The sequence below is a fragment of the Microlunatus parietis genome (assembly GCF_013407955.1).
GTDB lineage: Bacteria > Actinomycetota > Actinomycetes > Propionibacteriales > Propionibacteriaceae > Microlunatus > Microlunatus parietis.
The window spans coordinates 1,824,341-1,850,766 of the sequence record NZ_JACCBU010000001.1 but is presented as its reverse complement, the minus strand read 5'-3'; the positions used below and the strand labels follow the sequence as shown (position 1 = coordinate 1,850,766).

Annotated in this window: 28 protein-coding genes; 18 read left to right on the top strand and 10 right to left on the bottom strand. The window is 69.4% G+C overall.

Features of this window, described 5'->3' with window-relative positions; genetic code table 11:
• Nucleotides 1-52: 52 nt before the first annotated feature.
• Genes BKA15_RS08860 through BKA15_RS08850 form a run of 3 tightly spaced genes read left to right on the top strand, consistent with a single transcriptional unit; the run spans nucleotide 53 to nucleotide 3,191 of the window.
• Entirely contained in the window at nucleotides 53-1,195 is a 1,143-nt protein-coding gene (locus BKA15_RS08860) for a Gfo/Idh/MocA family protein (RefSeq protein ID WP_218871150.1), read from the top strand.
• Complete coding sequence (locus tag BKA15_RS08855; RefSeq protein WP_179749944.1) at nucleotides 1,192-2,364, top strand: dihydrodipicolinate synthase family protein; 1,173 nt, start codon at nucleotides 1,192-1,194, stop codon at nucleotides 2,362-2,364. Before BKA15_RS08860 ends, BKA15_RS08855 begins: the two co-directional genes overlap by 4 nt.
• Entirely contained in the window at nucleotides 2,361-3,191 is an 831-nt protein-coding gene (locus BKA15_RS08850; protein ID WP_179749943.1) for a sugar phosphate isomerase/epimerase family protein, read from the top strand. Before BKA15_RS08855 ends, BKA15_RS08850 begins: the two co-directional genes overlap by 4 nt.
• A gap of 111 nt (nucleotides 3,192-3,302) precedes the next feature.
• Here BKA15_RS08850 and BKA15_RS36775 read toward each other — a convergent pair whose 3' ends face one another.
• Complete coding sequence (locus tag BKA15_RS36775) at nucleotides 3,303-4,160, bottom strand: endonuclease domain-containing protein (protein ID WP_179749941.1); 858 nt, start codon at nucleotides 4,158-4,160, stop codon at nucleotides 3,303-3,305.
• Between the two features lie 224 nt (nucleotides 4,161-4,384).
• Here BKA15_RS36775 and BKA15_RS08840 point away from each other — a divergent pair, with 224 nt between their 5' ends.
• Entirely contained in the window at nucleotides 4,385-5,215 is an 831-nt protein-coding gene (locus BKA15_RS08840) for a Bax inhibitor-1/YccA family protein (protein ID WP_179749939.1), read from the top strand.
• An 89-nt stretch (nucleotides 5,216-5,304) separates the two neighbouring features.
• Nucleotides 5,305-6,690, top strand: coding sequence for a cystathionine beta-synthase (locus tag BKA15_RS08835; RefSeq protein ID WP_179749937.1), 1,386 nt, complete (start codon nucleotides 5,305-5,307; stop codon nucleotides 6,688-6,690).
• A 7-nt stretch (nucleotides 6,691-6,697) separates the two neighbouring features.
• Here BKA15_RS08835 and BKA15_RS08830 read toward each other — a convergent pair whose 3' ends face one another.
• Nucleotides 6,698-7,273, bottom strand: coding sequence for a DinB family protein (locus tag BKA15_RS08830; RefSeq protein ID WP_246322297.1), 576 nt, complete (start codon nucleotides 7,271-7,273; stop codon nucleotides 6,698-6,700).
• An 82-nt stretch (nucleotides 7,274-7,355) separates the two neighbouring features.
• On the opposite strand from BKA15_RS08830, the gene BKA15_RS08825 reads away from it, so the two are divergent.
• Together BKA15_RS08825 and BKA15_RS08820 are read left to right on the top strand one after the other, a co-directional pair.
• The gene (locus BKA15_RS08825) at nucleotides 7,356-8,900 is read left to right on the top strand and encodes a glycoside hydrolase family 30 protein (RefSeq protein WP_179749935.1); all 1,545 of its coding nucleotides are present in this window, start codon (nucleotides 7,356-7,358) and stop codon (nucleotides 8,898-8,900) included.
• Nucleotides 8,901-8,922: 22 nt separating this feature from the next.
• On the top strand, nucleotides 8,923-9,948 hold the full coding sequence (locus tag BKA15_RS08820) for a LacI family DNA-binding transcriptional regulator (RefSeq protein WP_312878881.1): 1,026 nt from the start codon (nucleotides 8,923-8,925) through the stop codon (nucleotides 9,946-9,948).
• Nucleotides 9,949-10,023: 75 nt separating this feature from the next.
• Here the strand turns inward: BKA15_RS08820 and BKA15_RS08815 are convergent, their stop codons facing one another.
• Complete coding sequence (locus BKA15_RS08815; RefSeq protein ID WP_179749933.1) at nucleotides 10,024-10,737, bottom strand: NUDIX hydrolase; 714 nt, start codon at nucleotides 10,735-10,737, stop codon at nucleotides 10,024-10,026.
• A 66-nt stretch (nucleotides 10,738-10,803) separates the two neighbouring features.
• Here BKA15_RS08815 and BKA15_RS08810 point away from each other — a divergent pair, with 66 nt between their 5' ends.
• Both BKA15_RS08810 and BKA15_RS08805 read left to right on the top strand, forming a co-directional pair.
• Complete coding sequence (locus BKA15_RS08810; RefSeq protein WP_179749931.1) at nucleotides 10,804-11,163, top strand: hypothetical protein; 360 nt, start codon at nucleotides 10,804-10,806, stop codon at nucleotides 11,161-11,163.
• Entirely contained in the window at nucleotides 11,160-11,576 is a 417-nt protein-coding gene (locus BKA15_RS08805; protein ID WP_179749929.1) for a hypothetical protein, read from the top strand. The genes BKA15_RS08810 and BKA15_RS08805 overlap by 4 nt, the downstream gene beginning before the upstream one ends.
• A 31-nt stretch (nucleotides 11,577-11,607) precedes the next feature.
• Here the strand turns inward: BKA15_RS08805 and BKA15_RS08800 are convergent, their stop codons facing one another.
• The 3 genes from BKA15_RS08800 to BKA15_RS08790 form a co-directional block, all read right to left on the bottom strand.
• Complete coding sequence (locus tag BKA15_RS08800; RefSeq protein ID WP_179749927.1) at nucleotides 11,608-12,246, bottom strand: FMN reductase; 639 nt, start codon at nucleotides 12,244-12,246, stop codon at nucleotides 11,608-11,610.
• The gene (locus BKA15_RS08795; RefSeq protein ID WP_179749925.1) at nucleotides 12,243-13,370 is read right to left on the bottom strand and encodes an LLM class flavin-dependent oxidoreductase; all 1,128 of its coding nucleotides are present in this window, start codon (nucleotides 13,368-13,370) and stop codon (nucleotides 12,243-12,245) included. Before BKA15_RS08795 ends, BKA15_RS08800 begins: the two co-directional genes overlap by 4 nt.
• Nucleotides 13,371-14,304: 934 nt before the next feature.
• Entirely contained in the window at nucleotides 14,305-15,141 is an 837-nt protein-coding gene (locus tag BKA15_RS08790) for a DeoR/GlpR family DNA-binding transcription regulator (protein ID WP_179749923.1), read from the bottom strand.
• 250 nt (nucleotides 15,142-15,391) lie between these two features.
• Here BKA15_RS08790 and BKA15_RS08785 point away from each other — a divergent pair, with 250 nt between their 5' ends.
• Genes BKA15_RS08785 through BKA15_RS08770 form a run of 4 tightly spaced genes read left to right on the top strand, consistent with a single transcriptional unit; the run spans nucleotide 15,392 to nucleotide 19,347 of the window.
• Nucleotides 15,392-16,339: a carbohydrate ABC transporter permease gene (locus BKA15_RS08785; protein ID WP_179749921.1), complete on the top strand. Its 948-nt coding sequence runs from the start codon at nucleotides 15,392-15,394 to the stop codon at nucleotides 16,337-16,339.
• Nucleotides 16,339-17,247 carry a carbohydrate ABC transporter permease gene (locus tag BKA15_RS08780; RefSeq protein WP_179749919.1) on the top strand — a complete coding sequence of 303 codons (909 nt, stop codon included), beginning with the start codon at nucleotides 16,339-16,341 and terminating at the stop codon, nucleotides 17,245-17,247. The genes BKA15_RS08785 and BKA15_RS08780 overlap by 1 nt, the downstream gene beginning before the upstream one ends.
• A 26-nt stretch (nucleotides 17,248-17,273) precedes the next feature.
• Nucleotides 17,274-18,611, top strand: coding sequence for an ABC transporter substrate-binding protein (locus tag BKA15_RS08775; RefSeq protein WP_179749917.1), 1,338 nt, complete (start codon nucleotides 17,274-17,276; stop codon nucleotides 18,609-18,611).
• 22 nt (nucleotides 18,612-18,633) lie between these two features.
• Complete coding sequence (locus BKA15_RS08770) at nucleotides 18,634-19,347, top strand: glycerophosphodiester phosphodiesterase (protein ID WP_179749915.1); 714 nt, start codon at nucleotides 18,634-18,636, stop codon at nucleotides 19,345-19,347.
• Here BKA15_RS08770 and BKA15_RS08765 read toward each other — a convergent pair.
• Entirely contained in the window at nucleotides 19,280-19,798 is a 519-nt protein-coding gene (locus tag BKA15_RS08765; protein WP_179749913.1) for a DoxX family protein, read from the bottom strand. The genes BKA15_RS08770 and BKA15_RS08765 overlap by 68 nt on opposite strands.
• A gap of 9 nt (nucleotides 19,799-19,807) precedes the next feature.
• A complete protein-coding gene (locus tag BKA15_RS08760) occupies nucleotides 19,808-20,329 on the bottom strand; it encodes a DUF4188 domain-containing protein (RefSeq protein ID WP_179749911.1) in 522 nt (173 codons plus the stop codon).
• 79 nt (nucleotides 20,330-20,408) lie between these two features.
• On the opposite strand from BKA15_RS08760, the gene BKA15_RS08755 reads away from it, so the two are divergent.
• Entirely contained in the window at nucleotides 20,409-21,059 is a 651-nt protein-coding gene (locus BKA15_RS08755) for a MerR family transcriptional regulator (RefSeq protein ID WP_179749909.1), read from the top strand.
• Here the strand turns inward: BKA15_RS08755 and BKA15_RS08750 are convergent.
• Nucleotides 21,022-22,536, bottom strand: coding sequence for a M81 family metallopeptidase (locus BKA15_RS08750; protein ID WP_179749907.1), 1,515 nt, complete (start codon nucleotides 22,534-22,536; stop codon nucleotides 21,022-21,024). The two genes, BKA15_RS08755 and BKA15_RS08750, sit on opposite strands and share 38 nt — an antisense overlap.
• Nucleotides 22,537-22,629: 93 nt before the next feature.
• Between BKA15_RS08750 and BKA15_RS08745 the strand changes: the two genes are divergently transcribed.
• Nucleotides 22,630-23,265 carry a DUF2461 domain-containing protein gene (locus BKA15_RS08745; protein ID WP_312878876.1) on the top strand — a complete coding sequence of 212 codons (636 nt, stop codon included), beginning with the start codon at nucleotides 22,630-22,632 and terminating at the stop codon, nucleotides 23,263-23,265.
• An 88-nt stretch (nucleotides 23,266-23,353) separates the two neighbouring features.
• On the top strand, nucleotides 23,354-23,935 hold the full coding sequence (locus tag BKA15_RS08740; protein ID WP_179749903.1) for a DUF6506 family protein: 582 nt from the start codon (nucleotides 23,354-23,356) through the stop codon (nucleotides 23,933-23,935).
• An 8-nt stretch (nucleotides 23,936-23,943) separates the two neighbouring features.
• Here the strand turns inward: BKA15_RS08740 and BKA15_RS08735 are convergent, their stop codons facing one another.
• A complete protein-coding gene (locus tag BKA15_RS08735; protein ID WP_179749901.1) occupies nucleotides 23,944-24,438 on the bottom strand; it encodes a MarR family winged helix-turn-helix transcriptional regulator in 495 nt (164 codons plus the stop codon).
• 86 nt (nucleotides 24,439-24,524) lie between these two features.
• Here BKA15_RS08735 and BKA15_RS08730 point away from each other — a divergent pair, with 86 nt between their 5' ends.
• Entirely contained in the window at nucleotides 24,525-25,913 is a 1,389-nt protein-coding gene (locus tag BKA15_RS08730; RefSeq protein WP_179749899.1) for an MFS transporter, read from the top strand.
• Nucleotides 25,914-25,975: 62 nt separating this feature from the next.
• Nucleotides 25,976-26,392 carry a nitroreductase family deazaflavin-dependent oxidoreductase gene (locus BKA15_RS08725; protein WP_218871146.1) on the top strand — a complete coding sequence of 139 codons (417 nt, stop codon included), beginning with the start codon at nucleotides 25,976-25,978 and terminating at the stop codon, nucleotides 26,390-26,392.
• Nucleotides 26,393-26,426: the final 34 nt, after the last annotated feature.

Below are 26,426 nucleotides of genomic sequence, written 5' to 3'. Positions count from 1 at the left end.
AATTTGCGCCACTAGGATGGTAAGCGTTTTCCAGTCGAACGATGAGGATGCCATGCCGACGCGCAGCTACACAGTGATCATGAACGGGGTGACCGGCCGGATGGGCTACCGGCAGCACCTGCTCCGCTCCATCCTCGCCCTCCGCGACGAGGGCGGGGTCGTGCTGCCGAACGGCGACCGGATCACCGTCGAGCCGGTCCTCGTCGGCCGGAACAGCGAGAAGCTGGCGCGGATGGCCCAAGATCACGGCATCGAGCGCTACACCACTGATCTTGATGCGGCGCTGGCCGACCCGGAGGCGACGATCTACTTCGACGCCCAGGTGACCAGCGAGCGGGTGAAGTCGATCTTGAAGGCGATCGAGGCCGGCAAGCACGTCTACACCGAGAAGCCGATCGCGGAGACCGTCGCCGAGGGCGAGGAACTGGCCCGCGCTGCCGCGGCCGCCGGCGTGATCAACGGCGTGGTGCACGACAAGCTCTACCTGCCGGGCCTGCTCAAGCTGAAGCGCTTGATCGACTCCGGCTTCTTCGGCCGGATCCTTTCGGTACGGGGCGAGTTCGGCTACTGGGTCTTCGAGGGCGACCTGACCCCCGCCCAGCGACCCAGCTGGAACTACCGTGCCGAGGACGGCGGGGGCATGGTGCTGGACATGTTCTGTCACTGGAACTACGTGCTGGAGAACCTCTTCGGCAGCGTGCAGTCCGTGCTGGCAAAGGCGGTCACGCACATCGACCAGCGCTGGGACGAGCAGGGCAAGCCGTACCAGGCCACGGCCGACGACGCCGCGTACGCGATCTTCGAACTGGACGGCGGCATCATCGCCCAGATCAACTCCTCCTGGGCGGTCCGGGTGGACCGCAAGGAACTGGTCGAGTTCCAGGTCGACGGCACCGAGGGCTCGGCCGTCGCCGGCCTGTTCGGCTGCCGGGTCCAGCACCGCACCCAGACCCCCAAGCCGGTCTGGAATCCCGACGAGCCGACCGATCAGGACTTCCGCGCCCAGTGGCACCAGATCCCGGACAACACCGAGTTCGGCAACGGGTTCCGGGCCCAGTGGGAGGAGTTCTTGATCAACGTCGACGCCGGCCAGCCGCACCGGTACGACTTCGCCGCCGGGGTGCGCGGGCTGCGGCTCGCGGACGCCGGCTACGCCTCCTCCCGTGAGGGCCGGCGAATCGAGCTCGGGTCATGACCCTGCTGAAGGGATCCGCGGTCGCGGTGCCGCTGGCCGACGGGAGCTGGCGGGAGCTGACGCTGCGGGCGCCGGGGGAGTGGGCTGATCATCCGGAGCCGTACCGGAGCCGGGTCGCGTTCGCCGCGGCGCACGTGATCGCCGACCCGCGCGGCGAGAACGTACCGGGAGCACCGGCGGCCGTCGACTGGGACGCGACGCTGGCATTCCGCCGGCACCTCTTCCGGTACGGGCTCGGCGTCGCGGAGGCGATGGACACCGCGCAGCGCAACATGGGCATCGACTGGCCCGCGGTCCAGGAGTTGATCACCCGCAGCGCCACCCAGGCCCGCGAGCTGGGGGCCCGGATCGCCTCCGGCGCCGGCACGGACCACAAGGACGAGCTGACCACGCTGGACGAGGTGACCGACGCGTACGCCGAGCAGATCGCGTTCGTCGAGGGCGCCGGCTCGCAGGTGATCATCATGGCCTCGCGGCACCTGGCCCGGGTCGCCACCTCGGCCGAGGACTACCGGCAGGTGTACGACCGGCTGCTCGGCCAGGTCGCCGAGCCGGTGATCCTGCACTGGCTGGGCGAGGCGTTCGACCCGAATCTGCGCGGCTACTGGGGCTCCACCGACGTCCCGACCGCGACCGCGACCTTCCTGGAGTTGATCAAGGACCACGCGACCAAGATCGACGGCGTCAAGGTGTCGCTCCTGTCGGCGGACCACGAGAAGGGTCTGCGGGCCGCGCTGCCCGATGGCGTCCGGCTCTACACCGGCGACGACTTCAACTACCCGGAGTTGATCAAGGGCGAGGGCGAGCACCACTCCGATGCGCTGCTCGGTGCCTTCGCCGCGATCGCCCCGGCGGCCTCGGCGGCGCTGGCCGCACTCGACCAAGATGATCTTGCCGGTTACGACGCGGCGATGGACCCGACGCTCGAACTGAGCCGGCACATCTTCGCCGCGCCGACGTTCTACTACAAGACCGGGATCGCGTTCATGGCCTGGCTGTCCGGGCTGCAGGACGGCTTCACCATGATCGGCGGGCTGCAGTCGGCCCGGTCGCCGATCCACCTGGGCCGGATCTTCGAACTGGCCAACGAGGCCCGGCTGCTGCCCGATCCCGACCTCGCCGCACACCGGCTGGCGCTGGTGCTCGAGGCCGCCGGAGTCCGCCGGTGACCGGGGGCCGGCTGTCGCTGAACCAGCGCACCATCGCCAACGCCTCGCTGGCCGAGGCGATCGACGCCTGCCGGGCCGCCGGCCTGACCTCGATCGGAGTCTGGCGGGAGCCCGTCGCCGAGGTCGGCCTGGAGCGGGCTGCCGAGTTGATCAAGGACTCCGGGCTGCGGGTGTCCTCGCTGTGCCGGGGCGGCTTCTTCACCGCAGCCGAGCCCGGCGCCGTGGAACGGGCCCACCTGGACAACCGGGCCGCGATCGAGGAAGCCGCCCGGCTCGGTGCCGCGACGCTGTGCCTGGTCCCGGGCGGGCTGCCGGCCGGCGATCGTGATCTTGCCGCGGCCCGGGCCCGCGTGGTCGAGGCGATCGAGCGGCTGGTCCCGTACGCGAGCGAACAGGGCGTGGTGCTCGGCATCGAGCCGATGAACCCGATCTACGCGGCGGACCGCGGCGTGATCTCCACCCTCGGCCAGGCCCTCGACATCGCCGAGCGGTTCGACCCGGCCGTGGTCGGGGTCATCGTCGACACGTTCCATCTCTGGTGGGAACCGGGCGTCGAGGCGCAGATCGCCCGCGCCGCCGACCGGATCGTCAGCTACCAGATCTCGGACTGGATCACTCCGCTGCCGCCGGACACCCTGCTGGCCCGCGGCATGATGGGCGACGGCCACATCGACTTCGCCTCGTTCACCCGCGCCGTCGCCGCGGCCGGCTACACCGGCGATGTCGAGGTCGAGATCTTCAACGCCGACCTCTGGGCCCAGCCCTACGGCACGGTCGTCCAGACCCTCAGCGAGCGCTTCGAGCAGCTGGTTCGGCCACACCTCTAATTCGCCGGGTCCATGCTTTCGCTGGCGACGCTCCGACTCGGGTGATCATGTCGCAGATTTGACGATAGCTTCCCAAACAGGCCCCAGCGGGCCCGTTTTTCGAAGCTATTGTCAAATCTGCGACATCGCGCGCCGCACCGTGGCCAGGACCCACGCCGGGTCATAGGTCAGTTGGTTCCAGGTCAGGTGGATGATCCGCCACCCATGCGCCGTCAGATCGCTCCACTTGCGCCGGTCCCGCTCGAACTGTTCCCGGTCGGAGTGATAGGCGTACCCGTCGATCTCGACCGCGAGCTTCAGCCGCCGCCAGCCGAGGTCCACGTAGTAGAGGGCGGACCCGCAGCGCACCTCAAGATTGGTACGCCAGCCCTTGATCCCACCGGATCTGAACACGGCGTGGCCGAGTCGCTCGGCGGTGGACCACGGCTCGTCCCGCGAATCGTGCAGGAGTCTTCTCCGCTCGCGGTTTCCGGTCCGATTCGGCGTCAGCCGCAAGGCCTCGTGCATCTCCTCGAGGGTCGCGGCGCCGGTGAGCAGGGCCTGGTCGATCCCGTCCGCGCCGATGTCGAGGGCGGTCACGGCTGGAACTGTGACGGTCAGGTCCTGGAAAGGAACCGGGGCTGCGGTCCGCAGAGCAACTGGGATGTGCTCCCGGTGCAGCGCCATTCCAGGCACTGCCCTGCGGCCGATCGGCCCGGACAACGTGATCGTGCGAACGGTCACGTCTGGCCAGAAGGTCAGCCGCGCCGCCGCGGTCCCGGTCAGTACGCCGGTCGGTGCCCAGCACGCGGCGGCCGCGATCCGGAGTTCGAGGTCGTGCCGCCGGTCGGCAGGGAGATAGATTCCCGGCGCGACGGGACACAAGGCGCCCTGCTCTGCCAGGCGTTCCAACCGCCGCGCCAGCGCTCGGTCACCACGTGCCGTCAGCACACCGCCGTGGTCGCGGATCATCGTCTCGAGGGTCTCCACGGCCGGGAGTCTGGGCCGGATCCGAGCGAATCATTCAGGCGTGCGATGATCTGTGGACGACACACGGTTGTAACGCCCGGCTGTGGACAACGGACCGGGCGTGGGCCAAGGATGGTTCTTAGCCGATTCCCAGGGCGGAACAATCGGGCCCACAGGCGGTGTTGCATAGACTGAGGACTCGTTCAGACCGGCACGTTCGGTGCCGGGTACAGGAGGAACCCAGGATGTTGCGTAGTTCGAACCCGATCCTGTCTCGGCAGGACGCGTTCACCCCGGGGAGTAACCAGGGCTACGGGCAGGCGGGCTACGGCTCGGAACCGCAGGGATACCAGGGCTACGGCGGCGCCCAGCCGCCCACCACCACCGAAGGGCGGATGACGTTCGACGACGTCATCACCAAGTCCGTCATCACCATCGGTCTGGTCATCGCTTCGGCCGCCCTGATGATGTACGGACTGTTCACCGAGATCATCCCGCACACGATGCTGTTCCCGGCGTTGATTGTCTCCGGCCTGGTCGGCTTCGTCACCGTACTGCTGGTCTCGTTCCGCCGCAAGGTGTCGCCGCCGCTGGTGCTCGCGTACTCGGTGATCGAGGGCGTCTTCGTCGGCGCGCTCAGCTTCTGGTTCGAGATGCTCTACCCCGGCATCGTGGTCCAGGCGGTGCTCGGCACGTTCGCCGCCGCGGGCGTCACCCTGGCGGCGTACAAGATCTTCAACATCCGGGTCACCCCGAAGTTCCAGAAGATCGTCATCCTGGCCACCATCGGCTTCGCGGTGGCGATCGGGCTCAACTTCGTGCTCGCCCTGTTCGGCATCAATCTGGGTCTCCGCGACGGCGGCACCGGCCCGGTCAGCCTGCTGGCGGTCGGCATCTCGCTGCTCGGCGCGGTGCTGGCGGTGCTGAATCTGGTGCTCGACTTCGATCACATCGAACGAGGCGTCGCGATGGGCGCGCCGGCCAGCGAGTCGTGGCGCGGTGCGTTCGGCCTGACCGTTACCATGGTCTGGCTCTACATCGAGATCCTGCGCCTGCTGTCCTATCTGCGACGGTAATCTCCGCGCATCGCTCAACCCCCTGCTTGAGGGCCGTTACTCCGACGGGAGTGGCGGCCCTCGCCAATTTTCCGGATAGATTGCGCTCCGTGGAGTACGTGAACTCGCTGATCGACCTGGTCGGCAACACCCCGCTGCTGAAGCTGTCCACGGTGACCGAGGGACTGCGGCCGCTGGTCCTGGCGAAGGTCGAATACCTCAACCCGGGCGGCTCGGTGAAGGACCGGATCGCCGTGAAGATGATCGAGGCCGCCGAGCGCGAGGGCAAGCTCAAGCCGGGCGGCACGATCGTCGAGCCGACCAGTGGCAACACCGGGGTCGGCCTGGCCATCGTCGCCCAGTCGAAGGGGTACCGCTGCGTCTTCGTCTGCCCGGACAAGGTGAGCGAGGACAAGCGGAACGTGCTCGCTGCGTACGGGGCCGAGGTCGTGGTCTGCCCGACCGCGGTCGAGCCGGACCACCCGGACTCGTACTACTCGGTGTCGGACCGGCTGGTCCGCGAGATCGAGGGCGCCTGGAAGCCGGACCAGTACAGCAACCCCAACAACCCGGCCAGCCACTACGAGAGCACCGGTCCGGAGCTGTGGCGGCAGACCGAGGGCAGGATCACCCATTTCGTCGCGGGCATCGGCACCGGCGGGACGATCAGCGGCACCGGGCGCTACCTCAAGGAGGTCTCCGGTGGCCGGGTCCAGGTGATCGGCGCCGACCCGGCCGGCTCCGTGTACTCGGGCGGCTCCGGAAGGCCCTACCTGGTCGAGGGTGTCGGCGAGGACTTCTGGCCGGCCAACTACGACCAGGAGGTCTGCGACCGGGTGATCGAGGTGTCCGACGCCGAATCGTTCCAGCTGACCCGGCGGCTGGCCCGCGAGGAGGCGTTGCTGGTCGGCGGCTCCTCGGGCATGGCGGCCGCCGCGGCGCTGAGGCTCGCGGCCGAGGTCGACGATCCCGACGCGGTGATCGTGGTGCTGCTGCCCGACTCCGGCCGTGGCTACCTGACCAAGGTGTTCAGCGACGAATGGCTGACCAGGTACGGTTTCGCGCCGCGCCCCGAGACCGGCCGCGTGGTCGGCGACGTACTCCGGGAGAAGTCCGGCGCGTTGCCGTCGCTGGTGCACACCCATCCGGGCGAGACGATCGCCGAGGCGGTGGCGATCCTGCGCGAATACAGCGTGTCGCAGATGCCGGTGGTCCGGGCCGAGCCGCCGGTGATGGCGGCCGAGGTGGTCGGGTCGGTCAGCGAGCGCGGCCTGCTGGAGAAGCTGTTCACCCACAAGGCCGGGCCGGCCGACTCCGTGGAATCCGTACTGGAGCCGGCACTTCCCGCTCTCGGTGCCACCGAGCCGGTCGCGGCCGCGGTCGAGTCGCTGGTGGCGCACGACGCGCTGCTGGTCCTGGACGACGGCAAGCCCGTCGGTGTGCTGACCCGGCAGGACCTGCTCGGCGACGTCGGTCCGGTGGTGACGCAGCGGTAGGGCCGGGCTACTGGCCGACGCGGCCGTCGATCCGCTCCCGGATCAGGTCGGCGTGGCCCATGTGCCGGCAGTACTCCTCGATCAGGTGCACCAGCACGTCGCGCAGGTTGTTCTCGCCGTCCGGTGAGTTCATGCCGAGATCGGTCGCGGCGGCCACGAACTCCTCGCCGTACTTCACCTCGGCCCGCCAGTTCTGCCAGGCCTCCTCGACGACGGCCGGGTCGGCCACGGCGCCGTCGATGTCCCAGTCGTCCTCACCCTCCCGCACATAAAGCTCGGGTACGTCCTCGCCGGCCATCGCCTTCCGGAACCAATAGCGCTCCACTTCGGTGAGGTGGCGGACCAGGCCGAGCAGCGAGAGGTTGGACGGCGGCACCGAACGGCGGGCCAGCTGCTGGGCGTCCAGGCCGGAGCACTTCAGCTCCAGGGTGAGCCGATAGTTGCGCAGGTAGCCGGTCAGGACCGCCCGTTCACCGACGAGCGTGCTGTCGTCGCGTGGATCGTCCTCCGGCGAGACCCACATGTCCCACCAGCCGAAGGATCGTTCGGGCAACTCCTGCGCTACCTGCGTCGACTCCGTCATGCGACAAGTCTTCGGGGCGGCGGGATGGGCCGCAACCCGGTTTCGGCGCCGACAGTCGCGGCCCCTTTGCTTTAATGCGTCAATGACAACGGTGTGGCTTGATCCCTCGGATCCGAGTGAGCCGTTCCAGGGTTGGGGCACCGCCCTGGGGTGGTTCGGGCATGCCACCGGAGGCTGGCCGGACCCGGTTCGCCGCGAACTGGCCGACGCGCTGTTCGGCCGCGACGGGTTGGGATTCAACATCGCGCGCTACAACATCGGCGGCGGTGACAGCCCGGAGACCGAGCCCTATCTGCGGGCTGGCGCGGATGTTCCCGGCTGGTGGCGCCGGCCGCCCGGAGTCGGCCCGGTCCCGGACCTGCCGGGGTCGAAGACCCACGCTCCGCACCACGGCCTGCCGCACCCGTCGGGAGCGGGGCGTCCCGGACCCGACCGGCGCGACTGGTGGGACCCCGATGATCATGGCCATTGGGCCGCGGACCCGGACCCGAACCAGCGCTGGTGGCTGCGTGCCGCGCGGGACCGCGGCGCGGACGTCTTCGAGGCGTTCTCCAACTCGCCGCCGTACTTCATGACCGCCAGCGGGTACGTCTCCGGGCACGAGGACCCGAACCACGACAACCTGCGGCCGGACCAGTACCGCGCCTTCGCCCGCTACCTGGCCGGGGTGACCCGGCGGCTGATCGAGGTCGACGGCATCCCGATCCGGACCCTGTCGCCGGTGAACGAGCCGAACACCCCCTACTGGCACGCGTTCAACCGCCAGGAGGGCTGCCACTGGAACCCCCGCGCCCAGTCCAAGATCATCACCGTGCTGGCCGAGGAACTGCGCGCCGCAGGGCTGGACCGAGTGATCATCTCCGGGCCGGACGAGACCGACCCGGCTCACTTCGTCGAGGACTGGCAGGGCTGGACGGATGACGCGCGAGCCGCGGTCGGCCAGCTCAACGTCCACAGTTATCTGGTCGCCCGCCGGCCCGAAGTGCGTCGGATCGCCGTACAGGCAGGAAAACCGCTCTGGATGTCCGAGGTTGATCTTGGTCCCGGCGGGCTGCCGCTGGACTTCGACGACATCCGGCCCGGGCTGGCGCTGGCCCGGCAGATCATCGGCGACCTGACCGAGCTGCGGCCGCGCGCCTGGGTGTTCTGGCAGGCGATCGAAGATCATCGGAACATGATCATCGAGGATCAGAACTGGGGGTTGATCCAGGTCGACTTCGCCGCCGCCGACCCGGCGAAGGAGCCGCTCCGGCGGAGCCTGAAGTATTGGGTGATGGCGCAGTTCTCGCGGTTCATCCGGCCCGGCGCCCAGTTGATCATGACTCGGACCGACACCGGCGGGATGGACACGGTGGCCGCGCTCGGCCCGGAGCCGGGCCGGCTGGTCGTCGTCCACGTCAACGGCCACGCCGACCCTTCGATGCTCCGGCTCGACCTGTCCGGCTTCCCCCGGCCGCCGTCGGGCAACGCCACGATCCGCTGCTGGAGCACGGCACCCGGCCGGCACCTCGCCGAGCACGCTCCGCAGCCGGTCACCGGGTCGGTCGCCGAGCTGCCGGTCGACGGCTGGTCGGTGACCACGCTCGAACTCGACGGGCTGACCGATTTCCCGCTGACCCGCCGATGAGGCGCTGCGACGAGGTACGGCGGTGAACGCGAGGCGGCCGTCGCTGGCCGACGTGGCCCGCCGGGCCGCGGTGTCGACGCAGACCGTCTCCCGGGTGGCCAACGGCCGGACCAACGTCGACGCCGCCACCCGGGAACGCGTCCAGCAGGCGATGGCCGAGCTGGGCTACCGGCCGAACCGGGCCGCCCGGGCGCTCAAGGCCGGCCGGTTCCACGCGATCGGCGTGATCACGTCCTACCTGACCAGCTTCGGGATGATGCGCACTCTGGACGAGATCGTCCAGGCCGCATCCGCGGCCGGGTATTCGATCACCCTGCTCCCGATCACCGCCACCAGCGGCGGCGTGTCCGGCGCCATCGACCGGCTCAGCGAGCAGGCGGTCGACGGCATCATCGTCACCGTGGAGCCGCACCTGCTGGAGGGCGCCGAGGTGACGTTGCCCGGCGACGTACCGATCGTCGTCGTCAACACCGGCGCCGGCACCGGGCTCAACCTGGTCGACTCCGATCAGGAGGGCGGCGCCCGGCTGGCCACCCGGCACCTGCTCGACCTCGGCCACGCCGCGGTCTGGCACCTGGCCGGGCCCGGCGAGTCGGCGTCGGCGGCGCACCGGACCCGGGGCTGGGCGGCCACGCTGCGCGAGGCCGGCCTGGAGCCGCCACCGGTGCTGACCGGCGACTGGACGGCGGAGTCCGGCTACCGGCACGGGCGCGGTCTGGCCGGAAGGCGGGACGTGACCGCCGTGTTCGCCGCGAACGACCAACTGGCCCTCGGACTGATCCAGGCCCTGCACGAGGCCGGCCGCGCCGTGCCGGACGAGGTCAGCGTCGTCGGCTTCGACGACACGCCGGAGTCGCCCTACTTCTGGCCGCCGCTGACCACCGTGCGCCAGGACTTCACCGAGATCGGCCGCACCGCCATCGCCCTGCTGCTGCAGCAACTGGAGGCTCCCGACCCGGCTCCCGGCCGCGAACGCCTCATCCCGACCTCGCTCGTCGTACGCCAGAGCACCGCCGCCCCGCCCCGGTCGGTTTTTCACGTGACGTGAAAAACTGTCACAATCCGCGAGATGTATCTCGCGGGAAGAGCCAAGAAGTGTGGGGAAGTGGCTGGTGCTGCGTCGCTAGCCGGCGAGGCCTCGGCGGCCGTTGGTCCCGAGGAGCGCGGGGATCAGCTGGTCCCAGCCGTGCCGCCAGGGCAGGCTCGCCCAGTCCTCGAGCGGCAGCCAGCGGGCGTCGGAGGTGGTGCCGTCGACGTCGTGCACGACCGGCTCGCCGGGATCGAGGCAGCGGGCCCGGAAGACCAGCCGGATCGCATGGAAGTCCTCCAGCCGGCCGTGCGGCGACCGGCCGATCCACTGCGAGCTGTGCACGACGATCATCTCGTCCACCTCGACCCGCTGGCCGGTCTCCTCGAACGCCTCCCGGACCACCGCCTCGGCCGGCTGCTCGTCGTCCTTGATCCCGCCGCCCGGCAGCCCCCAGTCGCCGGCGGCGTTGGTGCGGTGCGAGTACTCCGTCACCAGCAGGCCCCGGTCGGAGGTGATCAGGCCGTAGCCGGCGACTCGCTGCCGGGCGACCGGGTGTTCGCCGTTGCGGGCGAGTTCGTCGAGGTCGAGCTCGGGATCGATCGGCGGCGGACCGTTGGGGGCCACTTCGGCCGGGAGCGAGCGGGTCACGCTCAGGTCCAGCTCGAGTTTGCCGTCGCCGGCCCGGCGGGCGTCCAGCGGCCCGACGGTCGTGTAGCCGTGGGTGAGGCCCGCTGTCAGCGGATCGGCGCCGTGATCGAGAAGGGTACGGAAGGCGAGGTTGCCGCTGTCGTACCCGAGGATCCGCATGGACCATGAGCCTACCTGGGAAACGTGGCGGGGTAGCCTGCTGCCGCGAGAGAGGAGACGCCGCGGATGATCCCCGTGCTGGCCGGCATCGTGATCGGACTGGGCCTGGTGTGCACGGTCTGGGGTGTCACGACGCTGGCGCTGAACAAGCCGGTCGGCCGTGCCCAGCTGATCGCCGGCGCCGTGCTGGAAGTCGCCGCGCTGACCCAGACCGTGATCGCGGTCGTCCTGCTGGCCCAGGGGCATCAGCCGCTCGAGTTCGGCACCACCGTCGGCTATCTGATCGTCGTCGCCCTGATCGTCCCGATCGCCGCCGTCTGGGCCCTGAACGACCGCAGCCGGTACGCGGGCGGGGTGCTCGCCGTCGCCGCGTTCGCCGTGCTGGCCATGACGCTGCGGCTGCTCGACCTGTGGGGTCCCGCTTGACCGAGCCGCGACCCGGCAACACGCGGAAGGGCCCGGGCCGGATCCTGGTCGCCGTGTACGGGCTGTTCGCGCTGTCGGCCGGCGCCCGGGCCGGGCTGCAACTGGCCACCCGGTTCGCTGAGGCGCCGCTGGCGTACCTGCTGTCGGCCCTGGCGGCCGCGATCTACCTGGTCGCCACCATCACGCTCGGCCTGGGCACCCGGACGTCCCGCCGGATCGCCTGGGTCGCCGTCGGCATCGAGTTGGCCGGAGTCCTCGCGGTCGGGACGCTGAGCCTGCTCGACCCGGCGGCGTTTCCGCACGCCACCGTCTGGTCCGGCTACGGGATCGGGTACGGATTCGTCCCGTTGATCCTGCCGGTGATCGGCCTCGTCTGGCTCTGGTACACCCGCCCACGCCCCTCTACTCCCTGAGCCTGTCGAAGGGCCACGGAGCAGGGCCCGTTCAGCCGAGCTCGCCGTGGCCGAGCAACTGCTCGAACGGCACCGGATCCTCGAACGGATCGTCGGCGGCGGGCAACCGGGTGCCGGTGATCAAGGCCGCGAACTCGTCCGCGGCCCGGTCGATCCGTTGGGTCAGGTGCCGGTCCGATCCGGTACTGCCGCCGCGGACCTGACCCCAGTCGTCGGTGGCGGCGAAGACCGCGGTCGGCGCCGGCCGGGCCCTCAGGTAGCTGAACAGCGGCCGGACCGCGAACTCGAGAGCGAGCGAGTGCCGGGCGGTGCCGCCGGTCGCGCCGAGCAGCACCGGCTTGCCGGCCAGCAGGTCGGGATCGACGATGTCGAAGAACGATTTGAACAGGCCCGAGTACGAGGCGCTGAAGATCGGCGTGACCGCGATCAGAGCGCTCGCCTCGGCCAGTTCGTCGAGCACCGCCTTGAGATTCGGCTTGGCGAACCCGGTCAGAAGATGATCAGTGATCTCGTGGGCGTACTCGCGCAGGTCGACCGACTCGATCCGTACGTTCCGGTCCGGCAGGGCTCGCTTCGTCGCCGCGCCCAGCCGGTCGGCCAGCAGTCGCGTGGACGACGGCTGGCTCAGCCCGGCCGAGATGGCCATGATCGTTTCGGGGGAGGAATTCATGCTCGGCTGGTCTCCGTCTCCGGGGTCGGCTCGGCTTCTGTCTCGGCCTGTTGATCATGCTCCGCGACCAGGGCGGCGTGCGTCGGGCCGTCCGGTACGTGGGACGGCCGGAGCGCGTCGAATTCCTTGCGCAGCACCGGAATCACCTGTTCGCCCAGGATGTCCAGCTGCTCCAGGACGGTCTTCAGGGGGAGCCCGGCATGATCGGCGAGGAACAGCTGCCGCTGGTAGTCACCGAAGTTCTCCCGGAACGTCAGGGTCCGCTCGATCACCTGTTGCGGGCTGCCGACGGTCAGCGGGGTCTGGGCCATGAAGTCCTCCAGCGACGGGCCGTGCCCGTACACCGGGGCGTTGTCGAAGTACGGCCGGTACTCGCGGATCGCGTCCTGGGAGTTGGGCCTGATGAACACCTGGCCGCCGAGCCCGACGATCGCCTGGTCCGCGGAGCCGTGGCCGTAGTGCTCGTACCGGCGACGGTAGAGGTTGATCAACCGCTGGAAATGATCAGTCGGCCAGAAGATGTGGTTGGCGAAGAATCCGTCGCCGTAGTAGGCGGCCTGCTCGGCGATCTCCGGGCTGCGGATCGAGCCGTGCCAGACGAACGGCGGCACGCCGTCGAGCGGACGCGGGGTCGCGGTGAAGCCCTGCAGCGGGGTACGGAACTTGCCCTCCCAGTCGACCACGTCCTCCCGCCACAGCCGGTGCAGCAGGTGGTAGTTCTCGATCGCCAACTCGATGCCGTTGCGGATGTCCTGGCCGAACCAGGGGTAGACCGGCCCGGTGTTGCCGCGACCCATCATCAGGTCGACCCGGCCGTCGGCCAGGTGCTGCAGCATCGCGTAGTCCTCGGCGATCTTGACCGGGTCGTTGGTCGTGATCAAGGTCGTCGCGGTGGACAGGATGATCTTGGACGTCTTGGCGGCGATATAGCCGAGCATGGTGGTCGGCGACGATGGGACGAACGGGGGATTGTGGTGCTCACCGGACGCGTAGACGTCGAGGCCGACCTCCTCGGCCTTGAGCGCGACTCGCACCATCGCCTTGATCCGCTCCGCCTCCGACGGGGTACGGCCGTTCGTCGGATCCGTGGTCACGTCCCCGACACTGAAGATTCCGAACTGCATCAACGTCTCCTCACGACCATTAGTTTACCATTCAACTACCTACGCCTTCCCAACACCCCACCCCCGCCCCCTTATTCCGCCGACCGGTCACCAAAGCAGCGGTTCTGTCGGCGTGTCGCTGCAGAAGTGACTACTCGGCGCCACATGCCGGCGGCGGGCGGGCACCGACCGGGTGTTGTTCACGTGCCCTGGCAACGGTGCGGCGGCGGGCGCTGGTCCGGGTGTTGTTCATGTGCGCTGGCAGCGGTGCGGCGGCGGGCGCTGGTCCGGGTGTTGTTCATGTGCGCTGGCAGCGGTGCGGCGGCGGGCGCTGGTCCGGGTGTTGTTCACGTGCCCTGGCAGCGGCGCGGCGGCGGGTGCTGCTCACCTGCAACAGCGCCCGATCGCCGGTGGCCGCGGCCCTGCTGCGGCAGCAGGCCGACGACCGGGCCCAGGCGCACAGCGCGGCCGCCGGAACCGTGCACCGTCAAGGCCCTAGCCCGTCCCACGCGGATCCGCGACCGTTGCGCTCATCCGCGACCGGCGCAACGGTCGCGCATGCGTGGAACGGTCGCGGTTGCCGAGGGTGCGGTGGACCGGTGATCGAGGACAGGTCGTCGCGACCGGAGCCTGACCGGGCAGAACCGCCGGACCGCGGATTCCAGGTTGGGTGGATTCCAGGCTGGGCGCACCCTGATCTGCACCGCCGCACTCATACGCGACTGGGCGCAGCGGCCGACCGTCGAAACCCCGGCAGCGGCGACCTCCGGTCCGCCCGACGTGCGTTCCACGACGCCTGCCTGTCGCGATATCACTGCGGATGAAGCGCTCGGGCCGATTCCAACGTTGAACCGTCCGAACCCAAGAGAAATCGCGACGGGCTCCGTCTGGACGACCCGCGTCGGAGTGCGCGTCACGGTCGCGACCCCGGCCAGCCCAACCCCCGATCGACCGGTCAGTTCTGCAGCGACACGCCGCCCAAACCGCTGCTTTGGTGACCGGTCGGCGGAGTTGGTGGGGGGAGGGGGACGGTGGTGACCGTGGTGCTGTCGGCGATCCGGGCGAGCAGGTCGGCGGGGACTCGGTCGGTGACGACGAGTTCGTCGATCATGTCCCAGCCGCTGACCCGATGCAGGGAGGCCTCGGTGAACTTGGTGCTGTCGACGAGCAGCACCCGGTGCCGGGCCGACCTGAGCATCTCCAGCTTGAGCGCGACGACCGCCTCCTCCTGGTGGTAGATGCCGTCCGCGTCGGCGCTGGTCGTCGAGACGAAGAGTGACTCGCAACGCAGCGCCCGGACGGCCTCGACGGCGCCGACGCCGAGGAACGACTCGTGGCTCGGGTCGTACTGGCCGCCCAGGGCGGTGATGATCACGCCCGGCTCGTTGGCCAGCTGGTTGATCACGGTGAGGGAGTTGGTGATCACCCGCAGCTCCTCGAGCCCGGCGCCGGTCAGCAGTTCGGCGATCGGTTCGACCGTCGTCGAGTCGTCCATCATGATCGTCTGGTTGGGCTGGATCCGCTCCACCACGAACCGGCTCAGGGCGAGCTTCTCCTCGACGGCGAGGCGGCGCCGGATCGCGGCGGAGATCTCGTGACTCCGGGTCCGGGCGACGGTGACACCGCCGTGGAACTTCCGGACCGCGCCGCGTCGCTCCAACTCGTCAAGATCACGATGAATCGTCATCACCGAGACCTCGAACTCGTCGGCCAGGTCCTTGGCCTGGGCCGTGCCGCGCACGGCGAGGTGGTCGAGGATCTCCTCGAGGCGTCGCTGCCGCTGATTGGACATGGTGCTCCTTCGCTCGGCAACCATGATCGCGCAGATCGCAGATTCACATAACGACGTGTGAAGAATAACAGTTTTCGAACAAGTGAACACGGCGGAACGGAGTCCCGGCCGATCCCGATCTCAGCTCAGTGATTCAGCCCAGAATGTCCGTATTCAAGGGATATCTCACCATAGAGAGCGAGGTCGGTGATCTCGGGACGATGCGGGAACACGGTTGACCATCTTCACATCGTGATGTGAAGATAGCGCCGTGACCGCGACAGCGCCGCCGCTCGGCCGGAGCCCGGGCTCGACCGCCGAGCCATCCCGCATCGCCTCCCGACGGCGGAGCCGGTGGCGGGGGTACGGGCTGTTCGCCCTGTTCGCCTTCCCGAACCTGATCTTGATCGCCGTGTTCGCGTACCTGCCCGTGCTCGGCAACGTCTACCTGAGCCTGACCAGGTGGGACATGATCTCGCCGCAGACCACGTTCGTCGGTCTGGAGAACTACACGGACCTGTTCACCGACCCGAACTTCGGCCGGGTGATCACGATCACCGCGATCTGGGTGATCACCATGGTGCTCGGCTGCGGTGCGATCGGGCTCGCGTTCGCCGTCCTGTTCTCGGCGCGGCTGCGCGGCAGTGGGGTCGTGACCACGGTGGCGTTCGCGCCGCACGTGCTCTCCGGCGCCGCGATCGCCGCGATCTGGCTGTTCATCTTCGACCCGAACTACGGCCTGTCCCGGGCGGCCTTCGAACTGGTCGGCGCGACCTCGCCGGCCTGGACGACGTCGACCACCTGGGCGCTGCCGGCGCTGCTGATCGTGTCGGTCTGGAAGAGCGTCGGGTTCGTCGCGCTGATCTACCTCGCGGCGCTGCAGGGCATTCCGCACGAGGTGCGGGAGGCGGCGCTGCTGGACGGCGCCGGTCCGTGGCGCGGGTTCTGGCACGTGATCTTCCCGCTGCTGTCGCCGACCACGTTCTTCGTCACGGTGACCACGATCATCAGCGCGTTCCAGTCCTTCGACGTGATCGCGATGATGACCGGCGGCGGCCCGGGCGGTGCGACGACGACGCTGAGCTGGTTCATTTACGACCAGGGCTTCCGCAACTTCGACGCCGGGTACGCGGCCGCCGGCGGCATGGTGATGTTCCTGATCCTGCTGGTCGTCACAGCCGTCCAACTGCGGTTCGTGGAGCGAAGGGTGCACTACTGATGGCCACGCGAACACAGGAACCGGGCCTCGCCGCCTCGACCGTCACCGACCCGACGACCGGCGCGGCACTGGCCGGCCGGCGGCGCCGGATCACACCCGGCCGGGTGATCAACTACGTGTTGCTGGTGATCGTCGGGCTGATCTTCCTGATCCCGCTCTACTGGCTGCTGACCGCCGCCCTGAAGCCGAGCGCCGAGATCTACAGCTGGCCGCTGACGTTCATCCCGAGATCGCTGGAACTGGGCAACTTCGTCCAGGCCTGGTCCTCGGCGCCGTTCGGCCGCTACCTGGTCAACTCCGCGATCATCACGCTCGGTGGCGCCGCGCTCAAGCTGGTGCTGGCCGTGCTCACCGCGTACGCCTTCGCCTATCTCCCGTTCCCGGGCAAGAAGGTGTTGTTCCTGCTCATGCTGGGGGCGTTGATGGTGCCCGGCCACGTGACGTTGTTGATCAACTTCATCACGGTCGGCCGGCTCGGCCTGGTCAATTCCTACCTCGGCATCATCCTGCCCGGGGTCGCGTCGGCGTTCGGCACATTCCTGCTCCGGCAACACTTCCTCACCCTGCCCGGCGAGGTGCTCGAGGCGGCCGAGCTGGACGGCGCCGGCCACGTCCGCCGCTTGATCAGCTTCGTCGTGCCGATGGCACGGCCGGCGGTGATCACGGTTGCGCTGCTGGCCCTGATCGACGAGTGGAACGGCTTCATCTGGCCGTTGATCGCGACCAACTCCGACGAGATGCGCACGCTGACGATCGGCCTGTTGTTCCTCAAGGCCAACGAGGGCGTCGACAACTGGGGCGCGATCATGGCGGGCACGATCTTCGTGGTGACGCCGATGCTGGTCCTGTTCCTGATCGCCCGGCGCTACATCGTGTCGGGCCTCGCCGGAGCGTCGATCTCCCGATGACAATCCAAGGTTCGAAGAAGAGTGCCATGATCAGTCAATCGTCGGTCAGCCGGCGCGGCTTCCTGGCCGGTGCCGGCGCCCTCGCCGCCGTACCGCTGGTCGGCTGCACCCAGTTCGGCGTCGGCTATTCCCAGCCGGGCGGCAGCATTCCGGGCGAGTTCGCCCGTCGGCTCCGGATCGTCTTCTGGAGCGCGTTCACCGGCGACAACCTGCCGATCCTGGCCGGCCTGGTCGACCGGTTCAACCGGAGCCAGACCGACATCTACGCCGAGGTGCAGACGTTCGACAGCTATGACGGTGTCGATCAGAAGCTGGCCGCGGGCCTGCAGGCCCGGCAGATCCCGGACCTGGTCGTGTTGTCCGACATTTCCTGGAACCGCTACTTCCTCAACGACACGCTGGAACCGCTGAACGACTACTTCGACGACGCCTTCCCGCCGGCCGCGTTCCATGATCGACTGCTGGCCGAGGGCATTGTCGACGACGTGATCTACTGGACGCCGTTCGCCCGCTCCACCCCGCTGCTGTACGTCAACCCGGAGATCCTGGCCGCGGCCGGACTGCCGGAGCGGGCACCGAAGACGTGGGACGAGTTCCGCGACTGGGGCAAGCAGTTGGCCGGGGTGACCTACCGCGGCGGCACGCCCCGGATGCGGGCCTTCACCGGCGGCGACGACTGGTATTTCCAGGGTCAGTTGTGGAGTTTCGGCGGCGGCATCTCCGACGGCTTCGACATCATCCTGGACTCGCCGGACTCGCTGGCAGCGGCCCGGTTCGACCACGATCTCATCCACGTGGACAAGTCCGGCTACCTGGCGCAGAGCCATGTCAACGACTTCACGGCCGGCATGGTGGCCTGCATCGAGGGCTCGACCGGGACCCTGGCCAAGATCACCAAAGCGTCCCAGTTCCCGGTGCTGGCCGGCTTCCTGCCGCAGCAAAAGCAGATCGGGGTTCCCTCCGGCGGCTCGGGCCTGGCGATCATGAAGTACGCCGAGCCGGAGCGAAAGCAGGCCGCGTTCGAGTTGATCAAGTTCATGGCCGCCGAGGAGCAGTCGTCGGAGTGGTCGATCGGGACCGGCTACATGCCGGTCACCAAGACGGCGATGCAGTCGGCGGCGATCTCCAAGATCGTCGCCGACAACCCCAACTACGCGGTCGCGGTGAAGCAGTTGGAGATCGCGACCGGCCCGGACGCGGTGCGCAAGTACGTGCAGACGTCGATCCAGAAGATGAAGACCTCGATCCAGCGAATCTACGCCAGCGCCGAGGACCCGGACGCGATCATGAAGGGCACCGCGAACGACCTGCGGCGGAGCACCGAGCGTATTCTGAAGCAGTACCCGAACAAGATCTCCCGTTGATCAAGGAAGCGAGAACGATCCGGTGAACGCGATCACGATCACCGGTCATCGCGGTGCGATGGCCCACGCCCCCGAGAACACCGCCCCGAGCCTCGCCCTGGCGCACGAGCACGGGGCGGACGAGATCGAGTTGGACATCAGGCTCAGCTCCGACGGCGTGCCGGTGGTGATCCACGACGGCACCATGAAGCGGGTGACCAGCGGCCGCCGGGAGGACGAGGTGGTCGGCCTGACCTGGGACGAGTTGAGGGCGATCGAGCTGGACGGCGGCGCCCGGCTGCTCCGGTTCGAGCAGGTGCTGGAGCAGACCACGCTGCCGCTCCAGGTGGAGCTCAAGGCCGACGGTGCGGCCGAGGTGGTCGCCGACGTGCTGAACGCCCGGACCCAAGATCAGGACCGGTGCACGCTGACCAGCTTCCAGCGCGACTACCTGATCAAGGTCGGCGAGGTGATGCCGTGGGCCCGCCGCGGCTTCATCGTCTTCGGGTACGAGGACGAGGCGCTGGCCCAGGCGGTCGAGCTCGGCGTGCAGACTCTCTACACCGGCTGGGAAGGGCTGACCGTGGAGATGGTCGCCCGGATCCATGATCGCGGGCTGCGCGCCGCGGGCTGGTTGCTGGACGAACCGGCCCGGGCGCGCGTCGCGGTGGAGCTCGGGGTGGACGGGGTCACCGCCGACGACCCGCAAGCTGCCCGGGCGTGGCTGGAGCAGGCGGCGGAGGAGTCGGCCGCGTAGCCGCCGTCGCACGCCGTTCGGCGATCACGACGGCGACGGCCGCGGCGACGAAGACGAGCTGGAACAGGGTCCGCGGGACGGGCTGGCTCAGCGGGTCGGTGGCGATGCCGGCCAAGGCCGCGTACAGGTTGGCCGGGAACATGGTGATCAACAGCGCGGCCAGGCAGCCGGCCGCCAGCGGCGCGGTGCGCCGAATCAGCAGTCCGGCCGCCCCGGCGAGCTCGAGCACCCCGGTGATCGTGATCAACAGGGCCGGCTCGGGCAGCCCCGGCGGCACGTAACTGATCAACTCCTCGCGCATCCCGACGAAGTGGGAGACGCCGGTCAGCACGAACATCGCGGCGAGGCCGCCGCGCAGCGGGACCGGCCAGCGGCGCAACGGTCGGACGCCGACCCCGCCGAGCAGGAGCAGGATCGCGGTGACGGCGACGAGGGCGATGAACGGTTCCATGACGGTCTCCTACGCGGATGCGTGGTCGGGTTCGGAGTGATCGGAAGGCCCCCGGGTCGCGCCGGCGGCGAAGCGCTGCCGGGCCGCCTGTCCCTTGCTCTGCACGGGAACGCGGGTGGTCGCCTTGGCCAGGCCGAGGGCCGGGGTCTGGTTGTAGACGGATTCGGCCCGGTCCACGAGGAAGGTCTCGTGCCAGACGCCGACCGCTCCGGGTGCCTTGCGGGCCCGGGCGTTGAACTCCGTCCAGGCCGGGCGATGCCGGGCGTCGGGCTTCGTCGCGTACGCATAGAGCTTGTCCAGCGAACTCCAGTACTGGATCAGCGTCGGGTTGATGCCCTCGAGCGTCAACCGGTATCCCAACATCCCCGAGTCGGGATCCGATGCCAGTTCCCGCAGCATGCCGGGCATCGCCCGGAACACCGGGCCCCAGAGATCGGGCCGCCACGGCTTGTTGATCGTCATCCCGATCAGGAACACGATCAGCTCACCGTCGTAGGAGTGAGTCGCCCGGCCCGGGTCGATCTTCACCATCGCTGGCTCCTTCGCTAACATTAGATACTGACACTCTCCAATATTAGAGAGTACGACTATCCAATGCAAGAGGGATGCCATGAAGATGTCCGAGCTGAGCCGGGAGAGCGGGGTCGCCGTCGCGACGATCAAGTACTACCTGCGGGAGGGCCTGCTGCACGAGGGACTGCGGACCTCGGCGACCCAGGCCCAGTACGACGCGTCCCACCTGGCCCGGCTCGGCCTGATCCGGGCGCTGCTCGGCACCGGCAACCTGTCGGTCGCCGCGACCAGGAACGTGCTGGCCGAACTTGATCACCCGGCGGAGTCGATGCACGACATCCTCGGCACCGTCACCGAGCAGCTGATGCCGGCCACGGACGAGGGGCTGGATCTGACCCGGGCCGAGGCGCTGGTCCGCAGCCTCGGCTGGTGGTTCGACCCGGATCACCGTGATCAACTCCGGCCGCTCGCGGCCGCCTTGGCCGCGATGGACTCGGCCGGCTTCGAGCTGTCGGACCGGATCTTGATCGGTTACGGCCGGGCGATGCACAAGATCGCCGAGGGCGAGGTTCGCCGGGTGCCCGACGACTCGCCCGAGGCCACGGTCCGTTACGTCGCGCTCGGGGTGGTGCTGGTCGAGCCGCTCCTGCTGGCCCTGCGCCGGCTCGCCCACATCGATGCCTCGGCGAGCCGGTTCGGCGCCAAGAACCTCAGGCTTCCGGATCCGGCTGATCGCTCGCCGGGATGATCCGGGCGGACAGGTCCGGCTGGAACGGCTCGGTGTCGAACGGGTACATCGGCCGGCTGATCCGCCGGTGCCCGAGCCGGATCAGGTCCTGATCAACTCCGCCCGGCGTCAGCGCCAGCATCCAGTCCTTGGCCATGGCGAACAACTCCGGCTCCAAGTAGCCGATCTTGACGATGATCAGATCGGTGGACCGGGGATCGATGCCGTTCCGGTTGAAGTCGGCCTCGCGGTGGTACGGCTTGCGACGCTCGGTGATGATCACGTCCAGTCCGCCAGCGCGGACGACGACCTCGGTGATCGCGTCCGGGTCACCCTCGGCGATGTGGCGCACCTCTCCGGTCAGCTCGACCGGCCCGGCCGGCCCGGCGTCCACCCTGGCGCCGACCTGCACGGCCACCTTGGCGCCGACACCCGCCTGGACGCACTGCTTGACGGCTTCGGCATCGGGGATCGAGGCGTACGCGGCGGTCAGTCGGCCGTCTGCAAGCTCCGGCCGCCGCAGAAGTTGATCAAGGGTCCAGGTCACGTCGCCCGCCCCGCCCGCGGTCGGGTTGTCGCCGGAATCGGAGATGAAGTACGGCCGCTGGTCGCTCGCCACGGCGGCGTCGAGACAGGCTTCCAGGTCGGCCGCGGGTGCGACGAACGCGAACTCCTCGTGCCGGGCCCAGATCTCGGCGGCCAGCCGTTCGGCCTCGGTGGTGATCACGGCCTCGTCGTCGCCGGTGACCATGACCACGCAGCAGTTGCGCGGCTCGTCCGCCCAGGCATAGCCGATCCAGATCGCGGCATCCAGCACGCCGGCCAGTGCCTCGATCTCCGGTACGCGAGCGTACAGACTCTTGGCCGGCTCGATCCGGGTGCTGGTCTTCTCGCCGGGCAGCAGGATCGGCACCGGAATCCAGGCCTTCAGCGGACGCCGGTGCTCCGGGGGCAGGGCGAGCCGGGCGAGCAGGTTGTGGACCGCCCGCTCCTTCGTGTCCAGGGCGTCCTCGTGCGGCGCCATCCGATAGCAGGTGAGCAGGTCCAGTGTGTGCGCCAGCCGCCGGGACACGTTGCCGTGCAGGTCCATCCCGGTGCTGATCACGACGTCCGGCCCGACCACCTCGCGGACTGCGACCGCAAGATCACCTTCGGCATCGTCCATCCCGACCACGCTCATCGCGCCGTGGATGTCGAACACCATCCCGTCCAGCGGCCCGGCGGCCCGGAGCCCGGCCAGGATCTCCTCCTTGAGCTGCCGGTAGTCCTCGGCCGGGACCGGCCCGCCGGGGATCGACCGGCCCTGCAGGATCGGCACCCACTCGGCCGCGTCGGCGAGACTGCCGCCGGGGGACCAGAACGGCCGGGTCGCCAGGATCTCCGCCCCGCGCTTCGGGCGGAAGCTCGCGACCGTGGTCCGGGCCGGCGAGAACGTCGACGACTCGACGGACAACCCGGCGATGGCGATGCGGGGGAGGCGGGTGGGCGATTCGGTCATCTGGCACTCCTGGCTGCTCGACGGCGATACCCCATGATTTCATCAGACCTTTGGGCGCGCGCGGCCGGTACGGACCCGCGTAGGATCGCGTCGGTGGCGGACTTCACCGGGTTCACGACCGAGGCACTCGACTTCTACGACGACCTCGAACTGGACAACACCAAGGCCTACTGGACGCGGCACAAGGCCGTCTACGACGACCACGTCCGGGCGCCCATGGTGGCGCTGATGGCCTTGCTGGAGCAGGAGTTCGGGCCCGCGAAGATCTTCCGTCCGTACCGTGACGTCCGGTTCGCGGCCGACAAGACGCCGTACAAGACCCATCAGGGGGCGTTCGTCGCGGTCGGCGAGGCCACCGGCTGGTACGCCGATCTGAGCGCCGCGGGGGTTCGGGTCGGTGCCGGGTTCTACCAGGCCGATGGCGAGCGGCTGGCTCGCTACCGGCGGGCGGTGGCCGAGGAGGTGCACGGCCTGGCGCTGGAGCGCCTGCTCGCCAAGCTGGGCCGGTCGGGCTGGGAGATCGGCGGCGACCGGCTGAAGACGTCGCCGCGCGGATTCACCGGTGATCATCCGCGGATCGATCTGCTCCGGCACCGGTCGTTGGTGATCAGCAGGCAGTACGGTTTCGAGCCGGTCATCCACTCGGCTGGGTTGGCCGACAAGATCCGCAAGGACTGGCGGCAGGCGCGGCCGCTGGTCGACTGGGTCCTCGCGAACGCGACCGGCTGAGCTTCACCGGAACGGGAATAGCGAGGCGATCATCCGCATTTAGCTTGGCATTGAACTACTTCACACCGAGCAGATCGAGGTGAGCGGGATGTCCGACTACGACGAGGCCTTTCTCTTCCTGGCTCCGGAGGCGACCGAGGTGCAGCGGAAGGTGCTGCGCCACAGCGGCGGAGTGACGGCACTGATCTGGGTCCCTGACGGGGCCGCGGCGGCCGAGGTGGCCGCCGAACTGGCCGCGGCCGGCACCCGGCTGTTCGAGCTGTACCGGGGTTTCGACCTCGCGGCGGCGGCCGGAGTGATCGAGGCGGTCGACGGCCGGGCGCCGGTCGGCGTGCCGCTCGGGGCGCCGCAGGTCCGGCACTCGGTGACGATCTTCGGCGACGAGGGCGCCGACCCGGCCAAGGATCGCCTGGTCCATCATCACGCGGACGGCGGCACCACGACCGTGGTCGGAGCCCCGAACGGCGAGGTGGTGGCGGTGGCCCAGCAGGCGGTCGAGGCTGGCGCGGAGCTGATCCAGGTCTGCGGTGGAGAACCGCTGACCACCGCGGCCAAGGTTGCGGCCGCGGTCGGCGACCGGGTCCCGGTGACGTTGACCAGCTGGCCCTTCGAGTCGATCACCGGTGCGGCGGCGTTCAAGGCGGCCTACGAGGAGGCGCATCCGGCCTGACCGTGGGGTCAGTCGGCTTCGAGCGGCAGCAGGATCCGTTTCAGGGTTGCAGCCAGGACGGTCCGCTGCCGCTCGGAGAGCGGTGCCAGCACTGCTGCGTCCACCGCGAGCACGGCGTCCAGGGCTCGGGCGGCCAGCCGCTCGCCCTTCCGGGTCAGGCGGACCCGGATCGCCCGCCGGTCGTCCGGGTCGGCGTCGCGCTGGACCAGGCCGGCCGCGACCAGCCGATCCAGTCGGGCCGTCATCGCGCCCGACGTGATCAGGGCCGACCGGGCCAGGTCGCGCGGCTGGGTCCCGTCCGGATCGTTTCGTCGTCGCAGCGTGTTGATCACGTCGAAGTCGGGGTACGAGAGCCCGAGGGGTGCCAGGGCCGCGGCCAGCCGTTGCTCGGTCCGCTCGGCCGTACGCAACACTCGGCCGATCACCTGCAGCACCGACACGTCGAGATCCGGCGCCGCGGACGCCCACTCGGAGACCATCCGGTCGACCTGATCCTCGGCCATCCTCCGAGGGTAGCGGCTGCGCTGCCCCGGGATCCGCCGGCTCCTGATCTGGACCTCAAGCGAACTTGAAGTTCTACCCTCGACCCATGTCGAACTTGACCATGATCAAGAACCAGGGCAGTTGGCGCGAACTGCTCACGGGCACGACAGCTCCGGTGGCCGCCGTCCTGGCCGGCGGTGTGCTGATCGAAGCCGCGAACGTCTATCTGACCACGAGCCTGCTGCCGACCATCGTGGACCAGATCGGCGGCATGGAGTTCTATGCGTGGACCATGACCTCCTTCCTGGTCGCCTCGGTGATCATGGCGATGCTGGTCGGCCGGCTGCTCACCACGCAGGGCGCGGTGCGCTCCTACCTGCTCGCGCTCGGCCTGTTCGCTGCCGGGTCGCTGATCGGCGCGGCCAGCGTCGCGATGCCGATGCTGCTCGCCGGCCGGGCGATCCAGGGCCTCGGCGGCGGGCTGCTGGCAGGCCTCGGCTATGCGCTGATCCAGCGAACCCTCCCGGACCGGCTGTGGAGCCGGGCGGCCGCCCTGGTGTCGGCGATGTGGGGTGTCGGCAACATCGTCGGGCCGGTCGTCGGCGGGCTGTTCGCGCAGTTCGGCGCCTGGCGTGCGGCGTTCCTCGCCCTGGCGGTGATCTCGGTGGCCCTGGCCGGGCTGGTCGTCCGGTCGATGCCGCGGACCGAGCGGGCGCCGGCCGGTGAACGGGTGCCGGTCGGATCCTTGGTGCTGCTCACCTCCGCGGTTGCCGCGGTGAGCATCGCCAGCATCCTGCCGAGCCTCGCCGGGACGGTGATCGTCGTCCTGGCTGCCGCCGGGCTCACCGTCTCCTTCCTGGTCTGGGATCGCCGGTCGTCATCCGGGGTGCTGCCGAAGCTCGCCTTCGCCCCGGGCTCGCCGCTGAAGTGGGTCTACCTCGCGGTCGCCGTGCTCGCGTTCGGGATCGGCACCGAGGCGTTCCTGCCGCTGTTCGGGCAGGACATCGGCGGGCTCGATCCACTCGTGGCCGGTCTGCTCGGCGCCGCCTTGTCCTTCGGCTGGTCGCTGACCCAGATGATCAGTGCCGGGGCTCGTGGCGGCCGGGTGCGGTTCCTGATCACCGCGGGGCCGCTGCTGCTGGCCGCCGGCCTGCTGGCGTACGGACTGCTGCAAGGGGAACAGCCGGGCCTGCTGGTGATCGCGGCCTGGTTCGTCACGCTGTTCGCGGCGGGAGCCGGAATCGGCCTGGCCTTCCCGCACCTTACGGTCGCCGCACTGAGCAGCACCACCGAGGAGGTGCAGGGCGCCAAGGCGGCTGCGGCGATCAACACCGTGTTGATCATCGCCAACGCGTTCAGCGCCGCGCTGGCCGGTGTGCTGGTCAACCTCGGCGCGCCGTCGGTGATCCGGTCGGCCCAGTTGTTGATGATCGTCTTCGCGGTGATCATCGCGCTCGGTGCCATTCCGGCGCGGCGCGCAGCCGGGCGCCGCTAGCCTGGGGTCAGGCCCGATCGGGCCGGATCGTGAGGCGGGGTCAGGTGGCCAGGACGTACCGGATGAGCGGGATCCAGCGAGTGATCAACGCGGTCTACCGCTGGCTGACCGAACGGGGACTCGGCGCCGACTTCCGGCACATCCTGACGGTACGAGGCCGTCGATCGGGTGAGCCGCGATCGTTGCCGGTCGATGTGCTCGAGGTCGACGGGTCGCGATGGCTGGTGTCGCCGTACGGCATCGTGCCCTGGGTGCACAACGTCCGTGCTGCCGGCGAGCTCACGTTGCGCCGGGCCGGAGCCGAGACCGGCTGGCGGGCGACCGAGGTGCGCGGGGCCGAGGCGGTGCCGGTGATCCGGGCCTACCTGCGCGCGGTTCCGGTGACGCGTCCGTACTGGGAGGTCACGGCCGACTCGCCGGAGGCCGAGATCGTTGCTGCGGTGCCGAAACACCCGGTGTTCCGCCTGGTCCCGCCTTAGTAGTTGCGAAGGCTACTACTCATACCGTAGGCTC